The following is a 13932-nucleotide window of genomic DNA, read 5'->3' as shown; positions in this document are numbered from 1 at the left end:
GGCCGCACCCCGCGCGTCGCGGGATGCGGCCCCCGAGGGGCGGTGCGGGCTCAGCCCTGCGGCAGCGCCGCGAGCTGGGCGGTGATCCGGGCGATGTCGGCCTCGGCGGCCTCCTGGCGGCCCCGGATCTTGGCGACCACCTCGTCCGGCGCCTTGGCCAGGAAGGCCTCGTTGCCGAGCTTGGCGGTGGTCTGGGTCTTCTCCTTCTCGGCGGCCGCGAGGTCCTTGGCGAGGCGCTTGCGCTCCGCCGCGACGTCGATGGTGCCGGAGAGGTCCAGCGCGACGGTGGCACCGGCCACCGGCAGCGAGGCGGTGGCCGCGAAGCCCTCCTCGGGGACGGTCAGCCGCAGCAGCGAGCGGATCGCGTCCTCGTGGACGGCCAGCACGGTGCCGGCCAGCTCCAGCTGGGCCGGGACGCGCTGCGCGGGCTGCAGGCCCTGGTCCGAGCGGAACCGGCGGACCTCGGTGACCACCTGCTGCAGCGTGGCGACCTCCGACTCGGCGGCCGCGTCGCGGTAGCCGCTGTCCTTCGGCCACTCGGCGACGACCAGCGACTCGGCGCCGGTGAGCGTGGTCCACAGCGCCTCGGTGACGAACGGGACGACCGGGTGCAGCAGCCGCAGGGTGACGTCCAGGACCTCGCCCAGGACCCGGCGCGAGGCGTCCGCCTGCGGGCCGCCCTTGGCCAGGGTGGTCTTGGAGAGCTCGACGTACCAGTCGAAGACCTCGTCCCAGGCGAAGTGGTACAGCGCGTCCGAGAGCTTGGCGAACTGGTAGTCCTCGTACAGCCCGTCCACCTTGGCGACGGTGGCGTTCAGCCGCGACAGGATCCAGCGGTCGACCGCGGTCATCTCCTCGGGCGCCGGCAGCGGGCCCTCGGTGGTGGCGCCGTTCATCAGCGCGAAGCGGGTCGCGTTCCAGATCTTGTTGCAGAAGTTGCGCGAGCCCTTGACCCAGTCCTCGCCGATCGGCACGTCGGCGCCCGGGTTGGCGCCGCCGGCCAGGGTGAAGCGGACGGCGTCGGCGCCGTAGGCGTCCATCCAGTCCAGCGGGTCCACCGCGGTGCCGGAGGACTTCGACATCTTCTTGCCGAACTCGTCGCGGACCAGACCGGTCAGCGCGACGGTCTTGAACGGCGCCTCGCCGTCCATCGCGTACAGGCCGAACATCATCATCCGGGCGACCCAGAAGAAGATGATGTCGTGGCCCGTCACCAGGACGTCGGTCGGGTAGAACTTCTCCAGGTCGGCGGTCTTCTCCGGCCAGCCCAGCGTGGAGAACGGCCACAGGCCGGAGGAGAACCAGGTGTCCAGGACGTCCGGGTCCTGGTGCCAGCCCTCGCCGGTCGGCGGCTGCTCGTCCGGTCCGACGCAGACGACCTCGCCCTCGGGGCCGTACCAGACCGGGATCCGGTGGCCCCACCAGAGCTGGCGCGAGATGCACCAGTCGTACATGTTGTCGACCCAGTCGAAGTAGCGGCGCTCCAGCTCCTTCGGGTGGATCTCCACCTTGCCGTCGCGGACGGCGTCGCCGGCGGCCTTGGCCAGCGGCTCGACCTTGACCCACCACTGCAGCGACAGCCGCGGCTCGACCACGGTGTGGCAGCGCGAGCAGTGGCCGACGGCGTGCATGTACGGGCGCTTCTCGGCGACGATCCGGCCCTGCTCGCGCAGCGCGCCGACGACGGCCGAGCGGGCCTCCATCCGGTCCAGGCCGAGGAAGGGGCCGTGCACGGTGATCGCACCGCGCTCGTCCATCACCGTCAGGTTCGGCAGGTCGTGGCGCTGGCCGATGGCGAAGTCGTTCGGGTCGTGCGCGGGCGTCACCTTGACGGCGCCGGTGCCGAACTCCGGGTCGACGTGCTCGTCGGCGACGACCGGGATCTCCCGGTCGGTCAGCGGCAGCTTGATGGTCCGGCCGATCAGGTGCTTGTAGCGCTCGTCGTCCGGGTGGACGGCCACCGCGGTGTCGCCCAGCATCGTCTCGGCCCGGGTGGTGGCGACGATGATCGAGTCGTCACCGTCGCCGTAGCGGATCGAGACCAGCTCGCCCGGCGTGTCCTCGTGCTCCACCTCGATGTCGGACAGCGCGGTGAGGCAGCGCGGGCACCAGTTGATGATGCGCTCGGCGCGGTAGATCAGACCGTCGTCGAACAGGCGCTTGAAGATGGTCTGGACGGCCTGGGACAGGCCCTCGTCCATGGTGAAGCGCTCGCGCGACCAGTCCACGCCGTCGCCGAGGCGGCGCATCTGGCCGAGGATGCGGCCGCCGTAGCTCTTCTTCCACTCCCAGACCTTCTCGACGAAGGCCTCGCGGCCCAGGTCGTGGCGGGAGAGGCCGGCCTCGGCGAGCTGCTGCTCGACCTTGTTCTGGGTCGCGATGCCCGCGTGGTCCATGCCGGGCAGCCAGAGCGTCTCGAAGCCCTGCATCCGCTTGCGGCGGGTCAGCGCGTCCATCAGCGTGTGCTGGAAGGCGTGACCCAGGTGCAGGACGCCGGTGACGTTCGGCGGGGGGATGACGATCGTGTACGCGGGCTTGTCGCTCTTCGCGTCCGCGGTGAAGTAGCCACGCTCCACCCAGCGCTCGTACAGCTCGCCCTCTACGTCCGCGGGGGTGTAGGTCGTCGGGAGGGTTGCCGCATCGTCCCCGGTGGTGCTCACGGGGCGCTGGTTCGTCGTGTCGGTCACGACGCACAGTTTACGTAACCGGGGGCGCTGGTTACGAACCGCTTTCGGTCCGCGGACTCGGCCGGTCCGGGCGCTCCCGCCGCCGGTGCCGTGCGGTAGCGTGCCCGGGCACTCGTCCGGGTGACCGGGCGTGCACGGACATACCCATACGAGGATCGGCCGCGGGTGCGGCGGGGGAGCACGAGGACACATGTACGGCCAGGGACAGGGACAGCAGTATCCGCCGCCGCAGGGCCAGCCCTACGGCGGCCAGCCCTACGGCGCGCCGCCGCCACAGCAGCCCTACGGCGCCCCGCAGCCCCAGTACGGGTACCCGCCGCAGCAGCCCTACGGCGCCCCCCAGCCGCAGTACGGCGTGCCCCCGCAGGGCCCGTACGGCCAGCCGGGCTACCCGGCGCCGCCGCGCAAGGGCAAGGGCGGCCTGGTGGTCGGCCTCGTCATCGGCGCCCTGGTGCTCGGCGGCGGCGGCTTCGCCGCCTGGAAGTTCCTCGGCGCCGGCAGCGACTCGGGCGGCCAGTACAAGCTCAGCGCGCCGCAGACGCTGCTGGACGGCTACGTCCAGAAGTCGGCGAAGGAGGAGGCCGCCGACATGAGCAAGCCCGAGGTCGCCAAGATCGGCACCGACCTGCACGGGCTGGGGGCCAGCTACAGCAAGGGCGCCGACGTCAAGAACATGGACTCGCTGTCGATCCTCGGCATCTACGGCTCCCTCAACGACCCCGCGCAGATCATCGCCGACTCCAAGAAGGAGAGCGGCGGCCTGACCTGGTCCACCCCGATGACCGACTTCCCCGCCAAGGACGGCCACGCCTCCGACGGCAAGCTCAGCTGCGGCGTCGCCAGCATCATGGGCAAGCCCGGCCCGACGGTCTGCGTCTGGGCGGACAAGTCCACCTACGGCCGGGTCACCTTCAGCCACCTCAGCCTGAGCACCACCGGCAGCACGGGCGGCAGCGACTCGGGCCTCACCGCCGACCAGGCCGCGGCCAAGACCCGCACCATCCGCGACGCCATGAAGGTCGCCCGCTGACCCTGAACCCCCGCCCGGCCTCCCCGTAGCAGCAGCACAGCAGCAGCACCACCGCAGCAGCACCGCACCGCCGGCACCCCCGGCGGTCTCCCCGCGCGACGTCCCAGAAAGGGCCCCGCATGTCCGACCAGAACCCGTACGGGCCCCCGCCGCAGCCCGGGTACCCGGCGACGCCGCCGCCGGCCGCCCCCGGCTACGGCGGCGTCCCGCCGCAGGCCCCGCCGCCCGGCTACCCCGCACCCGGCGGGCCGGAGGCCGGCGGCTACCCGGGTTACCCGGGCTACCCGGAGGGCGCGCCCGGGGCCTACCCCGGTTACGGCGGGTACGCGCCGGTGCCGCCGCGCAAGTCGCGCCGCACGCTGTGGATCGTGCTCGGCACCGTCGGCGCCGTGCTGGTCGTCCTGATCGGCGTGTTCGGCTACCTCGCCTGGAACGTGACCAGCGGCACGGGCACCCAGAAGCTCGTGATGCCGGCGACCTTCAAGGACCTCAAGGCCAACGACGACCCGGCGGTGACCGGGAAGCTGCAGGACGAGCTGACCTCCAAGATCGGCCAGGGCGACGGCAACTGGAAGCCCACCGGCGTCGCCGGGGTGTACCAGGACTCGGACTCCACCCCGCAGCTGATCGCGGTCGGCGTCTACGGCAAGGTGCTGCTGCCCAAGCAGGAGCTGGACCAGATGTTCGCCGGCTTCTCCGGCGCGGGCGGCACGATCAGCGGCCGGCACTCGGTGGACCCGGGCCCCAAGGGCGGCCAGATGGACTGCGCCACCTCGCAGAACGGCGAGACGAAGCTGTCGCTCTGCGCCTGGGCCGACAAGAGCACCGTCGTCATGGTGCTCAAGGGCTCCGACGACGGCACCCAGCCCGACATCGACAAGCTCGCCGCCGACACCCGCGACCTGCGCGCGGTCGCCGAGGTGCCCAAGTAGGCCCGGCCGGACGGCAGTAGCGAAGGGGCCCCGCACCGGATTCCGGTGCGGGGCCCCTTCGCTGCCGCGGGCCGCAGGCCGTCGGCCCGGGCTCGGACTCGGACTCAGGCGCTCTTGTCGCGGCGCTCGCGCTTAATCATGTCGCGCGGGACGAGGGTGGGGATGGCGTGCTTGGAGACGACGTCCCCGGTGACCACCACGCGGGCGACGTCCTGGCGCGAGGGGACCTCGTACATCACGGACATCAGCACCTCCTCCATGATGGCCCGCAGACCGCGCGCGCCGGTGCCGCGCAGGATCGCCTGGTCGGCGATCGCCTCCAGCGCGTCCCGGGAGAACTCCAGCTCCACGCCGTCCAGTTCGAAGAGCTTGCGGTACTGCTTGACCAGCGCGTTCTTCGGCTCGGTGAGGATCTGCAGCAGCGCCTCGCGGTCCAGGTTGTGCACGCTGGTGATCACCGGCAGACGGCCGATGAACTCGGGGATCATGCCGAACTTCACCAGGTCCTCGGGCATCACCTGGCGGAAGTGGTCGCTGGCGTCCGACTCGCGCTTGGAGCGGATGTTGGCGCCGAAGCCGATGCCCTTGGCACCCGCGCGGCCCTCGATGATCCGCTCCAGGCCGGCGAAGGCACCGCCGACGATGAACAGCACGTTGGTGGTGTCGATCTGGATGAACTCCTGGTGCGGGTGCTTGCGCCCGCCCTGCGGCGGCACCGAGGCGGTGGTGCCCTCCAGGATCTTCAACAGCGCCTGCTGCACGCCCTCGCCGGAGACGTCGCGGGTGATCGACGGGTTCTCGCTCTTGCGCGCGACCTTGTCGATCTCGTCGATGTAGATGATCCCGGTCTCGGCCTTCTTGACGTCGTAGTCGGCCGCCTGGATCAGCTTGAGCAGGATGTTCTCGACGTCCTCGCCGACGTAGCCGGCCTCGGTCAGCGCGGTGGCGTCCGCGATCGCGAAGGGGACGTTCAGCATCCGGGCCAGGGTCTGCGCCAGCAGGGTCTTGCCGGAGCCGGTGGGGCCCAGCAGCAGGATGTTCGACTTGGCCAGCTCGATCGCGTCCTCGCGGCCGTTGCCGCCGCTACGGCCGGCCTCGCCCGCCTGAACCCGCTTGTAGTGGTTGTAGACCGCGACCGACAGCGCCTTCTTGGCGAGGTCCTGGCCGACCACGTACTGGTCCAGGAACTCGTAGATCTCGCGCGGCTTCGGGAGCTCCTCGAAGCGGACCTCGGAGGTCTCGGCGAGTTCCTCCTCGATGATCTCGTTGCACAGGTCGATGCACTCGTCGCAGATGTACACGCCTGGGCCGGCGATCAGCTTCTTCACCTGCTTCTGCGACTTGCCGCAGAACGAGCACTTGAGCAGGTCGCCACCGTCTCCGATGCGTGCCACGAGGTGCTTCCCCTTCGCCAGGGGCCCCGCGGGGGTTCCGGGGCCTGGTGCTGTGGACCGTCCGCGCCGACGGCGCTCGGTCTCGCTATCCGACGGTACTCTGCCGGGCCCGTGATTCCGTCCTCTTCGCCGGGTCTGCCCTACGCCCTGGGCGAATTGATACCGAACAGATGCCGTGACAGCGCCCGCCGACGGGTCGGGGCGGGGCGCGCAACCGGGTGCGCACCCCGCCCCGACGGTGCCGGCCTCAGGAGGTCAGCGAGGTCTTGCGGGTGGAGATGATCTGGTCCACCAGGCCGTACTCGGCGGCCTCCTCGGCGGTCAGGATCTTGTCGCGCTCGATGTCGTCGCGCACCTGCTCCACCGACCTGTTGGAGTGCTTGGAGAGCATCTGCTCCAGCTGCTCGCGCATCCGGAAGATCTCCTTGGCCTGGATCTCCAGGTCGGACACCTGGCCGCGGCCGGTCTCGGTGTACGGCTGGTGGATCAGGATGCGGGCGTTCGGCAGCGCCATCCGCTTGCCGGGGGTGCCGGCGGCGAGCAGCACGGCCGCGGCGGAGGCCGCCTGGCCCATGCAGACCGTGGTGATGTCCGGCTTGACGTACTGCATGGTGTCGTAGATGGCCGTCAGGGCCGTGAACGAGCCGCCGGGCGAGTTGATGTACATCTGGATCTCGCGGTCCGGGTCCATCGACTCCAGGCACAGCAGCTGCGCCATGATGTCGTTCGCCGACACGTCGTCGACCTGCGAGCCGAGGAAGATGATGCGCTCCTCGAACAGCTTGGCGTACGGGTCGTACTCGCGGATGCCCTGCGTGGTGCGCTCGACGAAGCGCGGGACGATGTAGCGACCCTCGGCGCGCATGTCCTCGACGCGGGCCTGGGCGGCCGACAGGCTGGGGATGTTCATGGGGGTTCTTGTCCTCCGGGGCGTTGTGGCTGTGGTCTCGTGGGCCGGGCCGAGGCTCAGGCGCCCGTGCCGCCGCCGCCGGGGACGTCCGCGGCGCTGTGCATGATCGCGTCGATGAGGCCGTACTCCAGGGCCTCCTCGGGGGTGAACCAGCGGTCGCGGTCGGAGTCCCGGGTGATCTGCTCGAAGGACTGGCCGCTGTGGAAGGCGATCAGCTCGGACATCCGCTTCTTGGTGCGGAGCAGCTGCTCGGCCTGGATGCGGATGTCCGTGGCGGAACCGCCGAGGCCCGCGGAGGGCTGGTGCATCAGGATGTTGGCGTTCGGCAGCGAGAAGCGCTTGCCCTTGGCGCCGGCGGTCAGCAGGAACTGGCCCATCGAGGCGGCCATGCCCATCGCGATGGTGACGACGTCGTTCTTGATGTACTGCATGGTGTCGTAGATCGCCATGCCCGCCGAGATCGAGCCGCCCGGGGAGTTGATGTAGAGGAAGATGTCCTTCTCGGGGTCCGCGGCCAGCAGCAGCAGCTGCGCGGTGATCTTGTTGGCGATGTCGTCGTCGACCTGCTGGCCGAGGAAGATGATCCGCTCGTTGAGCAGCCGGTTGTAGACCTGGTCGCCCAGGCCGCCGAGCACGTCACCAGAGGCGGCGTGCGGCGCCATCGGGCCCATCTGCATCTGCGGGAACGTCACTTAGCCACCTGCTCAGTCGATTTGGACGGCCGCCGGGCGGCCGTCACGGTGTCGCACAGCTTCCGGGTATCACGTCGTGATTGTTGCTGTCCAAGGACCCTAACGCGCAGGCCCGGCCGCAGAATCCCTCACGCAGAACTGTTCGCTGTGAGCGCAGGGTCGCGGGGGCACCCGGGTGCCCGGTGGGACGACGACGGGCCCGGACACCGTACGGCGTCCGGGCCCGTTGCAGCGCCTCAGGGGGCTACCGGGGCACTCAGGCCTCGGTGCTCTCCTCGGTCTTCTCCTCGGCGGCGGCCTCGACGGTCTCGGCCGTCTCGTCCTCGTCGTCGAAGTTGATCTCGTTGCCCTCGGTGTCGACGACCTTGGCGGCCTCGACCACGGTGGCCAGCGCCTTGCCGCGGGCGACCTCGCCGACCAGCAGCGGAACCTGGCCGCCCTGGACGACCTGCTGGGCGAACTGGTCCGGGGTGAGGCCGGAGCCGGCCGCACGGCGGATGAGGTGCTCGGTGAGCTCCTCCTGGTTAACACCCAGCTCCTCGTTGGCGACGATCTGGTCCAGGACGAACTGGGTCTTGATGCCCTTCTTCGCCTGCTCCTCGATCTCCGCCTCCCACTCCTCGCGGGTCTTGCCCTGGGTCTCCAGGTAGGTGTCGAGGTTCAGGCCCATCGGCTCGAGCTGGTGGTGCTCGAGGTTGTGCTTGCGGGTCTCGATCTCGTCCTTCAGGAGCTTCTCGGGGTACTCGATCTCAACCAGCGCGAGCAGGGCGTCGAGGACCTTCTCCTGGGCCTGGGTGGCCTGGTCGTACTCCTTCATGCGCTCCAGGCGCTTGCGGGAGTCGGCACGCAGGTCCTCCAGGGTGTCGAACTCGCTGGCCAGCTGGGCGAACTCGTCGTCCAGCTCCGGCAGCTCCTTCTCCTGGACGGCCGTGACGGTGACGGTGACCTCGGAGGTCTTGCCCGCCTGGGTGCCACCCTTGAGCTCGGTCTCGAAGGTCTTCTCCTCGCCGGCCGACAGGCCGAGCACGGCCTCGTCGATGCCGTCGATGAGGCGGCCCGAGCCGATCTCGTAGCTGACGCCCGTGGCGGTGCCGTCGTCCGGCACCTCGCCGTCGACCTTGGCGATCAGGTCGACGACCACGATGTCGCCCTCGGCGGCGGCGCGCTCGACGTCCTTGACCGAGGAGAAGCGCTCGCGCAGCTGCTCGAGGGACTTCTCGATGTCCTCGTCGGAGACGGCGATCGGGTCGACGGTCACCTCGATGGAGGAGAACTCCGGCAGGGTGATCTCCGGACGGATGTCCACCTCGGCGGTGAACTTCAGGTCACCGCCGTCGGCGATCTTCTCGACACCCTCGATGTTGGTGATGTCGGGCTGGCCGAGGACCTCGATCTTGCCCTCGTCGACGGCCTGCGTGTAGAAGCGCGGCAGGGCGTCGTTGACGGCCTCCTCCAGCACGGCACCACGGCCGAAGCGCTGGTCGATGACGCGAGCCGGGATCTTGCCCTTACGGAAGCCCGGAACCGTGACCTGCTGGTTGATCTTCTTGTACGCCGCGTCGAGGCTGGGCTTGAGCTCCTCGAAGGGCACCTCGACGGTGAGTCGAACCCGGGTCGGGTTCAGAGTCTCGACGGCGCTCTTCACGGTTAGGTCTCCTAGGGGCTTGCGGTCAGGTTGTCTCCGCCCGTCCCGCACGCCCGGCCGGAGCCGGTACGGGTGGGTCGGACGAGACGGGCGATGGGCGGTTGGAGCTGCATCTCCCGTGTGGGTGGACGGTGAGCTTGACTCCTCGCCCTCGGGCGGTTGACCTGGGTTGACGCCACAGGGACTACCGCCAGCGCCCCATCCTACCGGTACCACGAAAGGCGGACGCCAGGCGCCACCGTACCGCCCGAACAGAACAGGGCCCCGCCCCGGTGGGCGAGACCCTGCCGCACTGTCGGGGTGACCGGATTCGAACCGACGGCCTTCCGCTCCCAAAGCGGACGCGCTACCAAACTGCGCCACACCCCGTGGTGCCGAGAGGAAGCGTACACGCCGGGCCTGTACGGCTCGTCGACTTATTCGGGGCACGGCGGGAGCGGCGCGGAAGGGGGCGTGCGCGGAATGCGGTGTGCACGGGAGGGACCGGAGCGGGTACGCTGTCTCCCGAACTTCCGGCCGGGAACGGTCGGCGGCTTCGCGCGGGTGTAGCTCAATGGTAGAGCCCTAGTCTTCCAAACTAGTCACGCGAGTTCGATTCTCGTCACCCGCTCTTCCGGCCCGGCCCCGGTGCGCCCAGCGCACCGGGGCCGTCGGCGTTCCCGGGCCCGGGCGGCGCCTCAGAGCCCCAGCCGGGCGGCCCGGGCGGCGGCCCGGTCGAGCAGCAGGTGGACGTCGCCCTCCCGGGTGGTGGGGCGGTCGTTGTACTCGTCCGGGGAGCGCGCCGGGCGGCCGGTGGCGTGCAGCACCTCCATCAGCTGGACCCGGCCGGCCCGCACGGTCGCCGGGGTGCCGTAGCCGTACGCCAGGACGGCGGCCTGGGCGCCGAGCAGGCAGACCCGCCCGGCGGTGTCCCACATCGCGCCCTGCAGCCAGCCGTGGGCGCCGATGTAGCGGGAGGCGAGCCGCAGGTGGTCGGCGGCGGTGACCGGGACGGGCCGGGCGGGGCGGCGCAGCGCCCGGTCGAGCAGGGTGGCCCGGGGCTCCGGGTGGCCGGCGTGCCAGGGGCGCAGGGTGCTCCCGTAGCGGCAGACGTACGGCCCGGGGGTGCGCGCGGGGGCGGGCAGCGAGGCGAGGTAGGCCTCCACCTCGGCGACCAGGCCGGAGCCGTCCGGGCCGGCGAGCAGGTCCGCCAGGGCGGCCGGGTGGGGCGCGGGGGGCGTCGGGGCGGTGCGGGCCATGCGGGCTCTCCAGGGCGGGCGGCTGTCGGTTCCGCTCCCCAAAGTGGGGCATACCAGACAAATCCGCGACCGCAGGGAGAAGGCGTCCGCACGGTTTCCCGCACGGCGGTCGGGCCGATAGCCTCGGCGGCGTTCGAGCGCAGTTCGAGCGCGACCCGTGGCGCCGCGCTCCCGAAGTGGAGGAGTCCCGTGGGTCCGCAGGAGCGACTGGCCGTCATACAGCGCTGTGTGATCCGGGAGATGGCACGACTGGGCCAGGACTTCCACCCGGACGGCGAGGTGGTGCGCGGCCCCGGGACCACCGCGGTGGCGGTGCGCGAGCACCCGGGGGAGGACGGCGGCGCCGGGCACGTGGACCTCGGCTTCGTGCTCCACCTGGGCCGGGCGGACGCCCCGGTGGTGTGGGACTGCGCGCCCGGCCTCGGCAAGACCGAGGAGGAGAAGCTCGCGAACGCGGTGAAGCTGTGGGCGACCACCACCGCCTCGGTACTGGTCGAGCTGGCCGACGGGCGCGGGATCCACGCCGACCGCCCGAACCTGCCCGAACTCCCGGGCTGGCGGGCGGTGCAGGGGCCGGCGGCGGTGTTCGGCTTCGGCAACGAGCACCTGGCGGCCTGGCTCGCCGAGCACCGGGTGCTGTCCGCGCTCGCGCCCGCCCTGGAGCGGGAACTGAGCGGGCCGGGGCCGGTCGGGGTGAAGCTCTTCCTGGGCGGGAAGGCGGGCGACGACGTCGCCGAGGTCCGGGTGGGCGGCGAGGTGTCGGAGGCGGCCTCCGCGGCGCTGCGCGCGCTGGACTGGCCGCGCGGCGAACGGCTGTGCTGGGCGCGGCTGTTCGTGCTGCTGACGGCGGAACGGGCGGCGGCCGCGGCCACGCCGACGGGCGCCCCGGCACCCGTGCCGGTGCGTGCCCCGGCCCCGGCGGCGGCGCGCGCCCGGGGTCTGTTCGCCCGCTGGCGGGAAGCCCGGAGGGCCGGCCGGTAGGCCCCTGGCGGAGGGCGTCCGGCCCTGCCGGTCAGCCCCCCGTGATGCTGGAGATGCTGTGCGCCAGGTTGGCCAGCAGGGAGTTGATGGAGGTCGCCATCGTGGTCTCGTGCAGCATGAAGCCGAACAGGGCGGCGACGATCGCGTGCGGGATCTTCAGCTGCTTGTTCCGGATGAAGATGATGCACAGGATCGCGAACAGGACCAGCGCGGAGACGGAGAGTGCCACCCGGACTCACTTCCTCGTTTCATAGCGTGGCGCCGCCGCCCGGCGGCACCTGCGAAGCCGGACCCCGGCCTGTCCGACGGTCCCGAGGCGGAATCGCGGACCGTCCGGCGCAGCGCCGGCGGAGGTGCACGCACCGGCCCGCTGTCTGGTGTGCCGCACGTGTCGCCCCCCATCCCCCGAATCCTGAACAGTCCCGCCCGGACTCAGTGTGGTCGACCGTGCCGATTGCGTAAAGGTCTGACAGTCAGCCCAACGCCGACATCCTGCGATGCGGGACGAGTTTCCGCCGACCGGGACGATAGCGGAGCCGTTCTGACGAATCGTCGGCGGGGCGCTGCTGAGCGGCCGGGAAACGCCCGGGGGCGCGGAGCGGAGGTCGCGGATCCGCTCAGCCGACGGGCCGTCCGATATGGCCGAAGATCAGCTGCCAGGCTTGACACGACGGCACTGCCGGTGGCACATGACGCGGGCCCGCGCGCGAGTGCCCGCCCCGAGCCGAAGGGGCGCGCCGGTGCCGAAAGGGTGGGCCCCTCCTGCCCGTCGGCGGGCAAGGAGGGCGAGCGAGGAGGCCCGAGGAACGAGGGCATCGGAGCGACGACCGTCGGCACCGGATCCGAGCGCCCCGGAGGCGAGCGGGTGAGTAGCAGCGAGCGGGCGAGTCCCCGCCCCGAGCCGAAGGGGCGCGCCGGTGCCGAAAGCGAGGAGCGAGGAGGCCCGAGGAACGAGGGCATTGGAGCGACGACCGTCGGCACCGGATCCGAGCGCCCCGGAGGCGAGCGGGCGAGTAACAGCGAGCGGGCGAATATCAATCGCGCCAGAGCAGCAGCACGGCTCGGTCGTCGTTGATGTCCCGGGCGACCGTCTCGATCAGCGCGCCCGCCGCGCCCGCTCCGCTGCCCGGGGCGCCGCCGGGGACCAGCCGGTCGGCCTCGCCCATCAGCCGGTCCATGCCCTCGGCGAGGTCCCGGCCGGGCGCCTCGACCATGCCGTCGGTGCACAGCATCAGCACGTCGCCCCGGTTCAGCCGGCCGCGCACACCGTCGAACTTGGCGCCGTCGTAGATCCCGAGCAGCGGGCCCTCGGCCTCCTTGACCTCCCAGCGCCCCTCGCCGGCCAGCCGCTGCATGCCCGGCAGGTGCCCGGCCGAGAGCAGTTCGTACTCGCCGCTGTCCAGGTCCAGCACCAGGTGGACGGCGGTGGCGAAGCCCTCCTCCCAGGACTGGCGCAGCAGGTAGCCGTTGGCGGCGGGCAGGAAGTCGTGCGCGGGCAGCGAGCCGACCAGGCCGCCGAAGGCGCCGGACAGCAGCAGCGCCCGCGAGCCCGCGTCCATGCCCTTGCCGGAGACGTCCGCGAGGACCACCTCCAGCAGCCGCTGGCCGGGGCCGGTGCGGGCGGCCACCACGAAGTCGCCGGAGAAGGACTGGCCGCCGGCCGGGCGCAGCGCCATGTCGGCGTGCCAGCCGGCCGGCAGCTCGGGTACCCGGCTCTGCACCCGCAGCCGCTCGCGCAGGTCGAACAGCATGGTGGAGCCGCCCCACCAGGGGACGCCGACCCGGGCCCGGAACTGGGCCAGCAGCAGGCCGCCCACCCCGGCGGCGCCGACCACCAGGGCCGCGCCGGGGGTGACGCCGTAGACGTAGGCCTCCGGGTTGTCGCTGGCGACCCGCTGGCCGGTGTGGATCACGGACTCGGCGGACAGCCCGAGCGCGGCCAGCGCGTACAGCACCACCAGGGAGCCGGGGCGCAGCAGCAGCGCTCCCGCCAGGATCGGCAGGACCAGGGTGGTGGGCGGGGCCCAGTCCGGGATCCAGATGTTGAGCAGGATCATCAGCGGGACGAGCAGGGCCAGCGCGCAGAGCACCGGCCAGTCGGCGGCGCCGCCGCGGAAGTAGTCCACACCGGCCGTGCGCAGCCTTCGACGGGCCCGGCGGAGCGTCTTGCGCAGCCGGGCCGTCACGGGCTCGGACGCCGGGGCGGCGCCGGGCCTCGTCGCAGTCGTCTGGGGCGGTGCGCCCGGCGGTCTGCCAGCCATGGGGTCCGACCCTATCCACGGGTACGGCCCGGCGTCGACGGCCCGGGGGCGGGCGGTGGCCCCGGCGCGCGGGCCGCTCAGCGGGTTTCGGCCGATCGGGCCGGTGGCGGGCGTGCCGTCAGGAGGCGTGCGCCGGTTGGGCGCAGGGAGCCCGCGGGCAGC

General features: G+C 71.8%; 11 protein-coding genes and 2 tRNA genes. 4 read left to right on the top strand and 9 right to left on the bottom strand.

The window, feature by feature from the left end:
- Positions 1 to 50: 50 nt before the first annotated feature.
- Positions 51 to 2687 carry a valine--tRNA ligase gene (locus ACIQWA_RS17615; protein ID WP_402483421.1) on the bottom strand — a complete coding sequence of 879 codons (2637 nt, stop codon included), beginning with the start codon at positions 2685 to 2687 and terminating at the stop codon, positions 51 to 53.
- Positions 2688 to 2877: 190 nt separating this feature from the next.
- Between ACIQWA_RS17615 and ACIQWA_RS17610 the strand changes: the two genes are divergently transcribed.
- Together ACIQWA_RS17610 and ACIQWA_RS17605 are read left to right on the top strand one after the other, a co-directional pair.
- Entirely contained in the window at positions 2878 to 3717 is an 840-nt protein-coding gene (locus ACIQWA_RS17610) for a hypothetical protein (protein ID WP_402483419.1), read from the top strand.
- Between the two features lie 119 nt (positions 3718 to 3836).
- On the top strand, positions 3837 to 4649 hold the full coding sequence (locus ACIQWA_RS17605) for a hypothetical protein (RefSeq protein ID WP_402483416.1): 813 nt from the start codon (positions 3837 to 3839) through the stop codon (positions 4647 to 4649).
- A gap of 104 nt (positions 4650 to 4753) precedes the next feature.
- Here the strand turns inward: ACIQWA_RS17605 and clpX are convergent, their stop codons facing one another.
- The 5 genes from clpX to ACIQWA_RS17580 form a co-directional block, all read right to left on the bottom strand.
- Entirely contained in the window at positions 4754 to 6043 is a 1290-nt protein-coding gene (gene clpX / locus ACIQWA_RS17600) for an ATP-dependent Clp protease ATP-binding subunit ClpX (protein WP_030283761.1), read from the bottom strand.
- Between the two features lie 247 nt (positions 6044 to 6290).
- Positions 6291 to 6953, bottom strand: coding sequence for an ATP-dependent Clp protease proteolytic subunit (locus ACIQWA_RS17595; RefSeq protein ID WP_402483413.1), 663 nt, complete (start codon positions 6951 to 6953; stop codon positions 6291 to 6293).
- A 56-nt stretch (positions 6954 to 7009) separates the two neighbouring features.
- Complete coding sequence (locus tag ACIQWA_RS17590; protein ID WP_329931219.1) at positions 7010 to 7624, bottom strand: ATP-dependent Clp protease proteolytic subunit; 615 nt, start codon at positions 7622 to 7624, stop codon at positions 7010 to 7012.
- 277 nt (positions 7625 to 7901) lie between these two features.
- The gene (tig, locus tag ACIQWA_RS17585; protein ID WP_402483410.1) at positions 7902 to 9290 is read right to left on the bottom strand and encodes a trigger factor; all 1389 of its coding nucleotides are present in this window, start codon (positions 9288 to 9290) and stop codon (positions 7902 to 7904) included.
- Between the two features lie 295 nt (positions 9291 to 9585).
- Positions 9586 to 9659, bottom strand: a tRNA-Pro gene (locus tag ACIQWA_RS17580).
- A 170-nt stretch (positions 9660 to 9829) separates the two neighbouring features.
- Between ACIQWA_RS17580 and ACIQWA_RS17575 the strand changes: the two genes are divergently transcribed.
- Positions 9830 to 9900, top strand: a tRNA-Gly gene (locus ACIQWA_RS17575).
- 67 nt (positions 9901 to 9967) lie between these two features.
- Here the strand turns inward: ACIQWA_RS17575 and ACIQWA_RS17570 are convergent.
- Entirely contained in the window at positions 9968 to 10528 is a 561-nt protein-coding gene (locus tag ACIQWA_RS17570; RefSeq protein ID WP_402483407.1) for a hypothetical protein, read from the bottom strand.
- Positions 10529 to 10768: 240 nt separating this feature from the next.
- Here ACIQWA_RS17570 and ACIQWA_RS17565 point away from each other — a divergent pair, with 240 nt between their 5' ends.
- On the top strand, positions 10769 to 11509 hold the full coding sequence (locus ACIQWA_RS17565) for a DUF6348 family protein (protein WP_402483405.1): 741 nt from the start codon (positions 10769 to 10771) through the stop codon (positions 11507 to 11509).
- A 31-nt stretch (positions 11510 to 11540) separates the two neighbouring features.
- Here ACIQWA_RS17565 and ACIQWA_RS17560 read toward each other — a convergent pair whose 3' ends face one another.
- Together ACIQWA_RS17560 and ACIQWA_RS17555 are read right to left on the bottom strand one after the other, a co-directional pair.
- Complete coding sequence (locus tag ACIQWA_RS17560; protein ID WP_188304780.1) at positions 11541 to 11738, bottom strand: hypothetical protein; 198 nt, start codon at positions 11736 to 11738, stop codon at positions 11541 to 11543.
- Between the two features lie 805 nt (positions 11739 to 12543).
- Complete coding sequence (locus ACIQWA_RS17555; RefSeq protein WP_360245093.1) at positions 12544 to 13770, bottom strand: PP2C family protein-serine/threonine phosphatase; 1227 nt, start codon at positions 13768 to 13770, stop codon at positions 12544 to 12546.
- Positions 13771 to 13932: the final 162 nt, after the last annotated feature.

This window comes from Kitasatospora sp. NPDC098652, from assembly GCF_044760155.1.
Lineage (GTDB): Bacteria > Actinomycetota > Actinomycetes > Streptomycetales > Streptomycetaceae > Kitasatospora.
This window is presented reverse-complemented; position numbering and strand designations above follow the sequence as displayed.

Excerpts from the sequence above, each read along its gene's own strand:
- ACIQWA_RS17610 (WP_402483419.1), top strand. The coding sequence starts at position 2,878 with ATGTACGGCCAGGGACAGGGACAGCAGTATCCGCCGCCGCAGGGCCAG.
- ACIQWA_RS17605 (WP_402483416.1), top strand. The coding sequence starts at position 3,837 with ATGTCCGACCAGAACCCGTACGGGCCCCCGCCGCAGCCCGGGTACCCG.
- ACIQWA_RS17595 (WP_402483413.1), bottom strand. The coding sequence starts at position 6,953 with ATGAACATCCCCAGCCTGTCGGCCGCCCAGGCCCGCGTCGAGGACATG.
- ACIQWA_RS17590 (WP_329931219.1), bottom strand. The coding sequence starts at position 7,624 with ATGGGCCCGATGGCGCCGCACGCCGCCTCTGGTGACGTGCTCGGCGGC.
- ACIQWA_RS17570 (WP_402483407.1), bottom strand. The coding sequence starts at position 10,528 with ATGGCCCGCACCGCCCCGACGCCCCCCGCGCCCCACCCGGCCGCCCTG.
- ACIQWA_RS17565 (WP_402483405.1), top strand. The coding sequence starts at position 10,769 with ATGGCACGACTGGGCCAGGACTTCCACCCGGACGGCGAGGTGGTGCGC.
- ACIQWA_RS17555 (WP_360245093.1), bottom strand. The coding sequence starts at position 13,770 with ATGGCTGGCAGACCGCCGGGCGCACCGCCCCAGACGACTGCGACGAGG.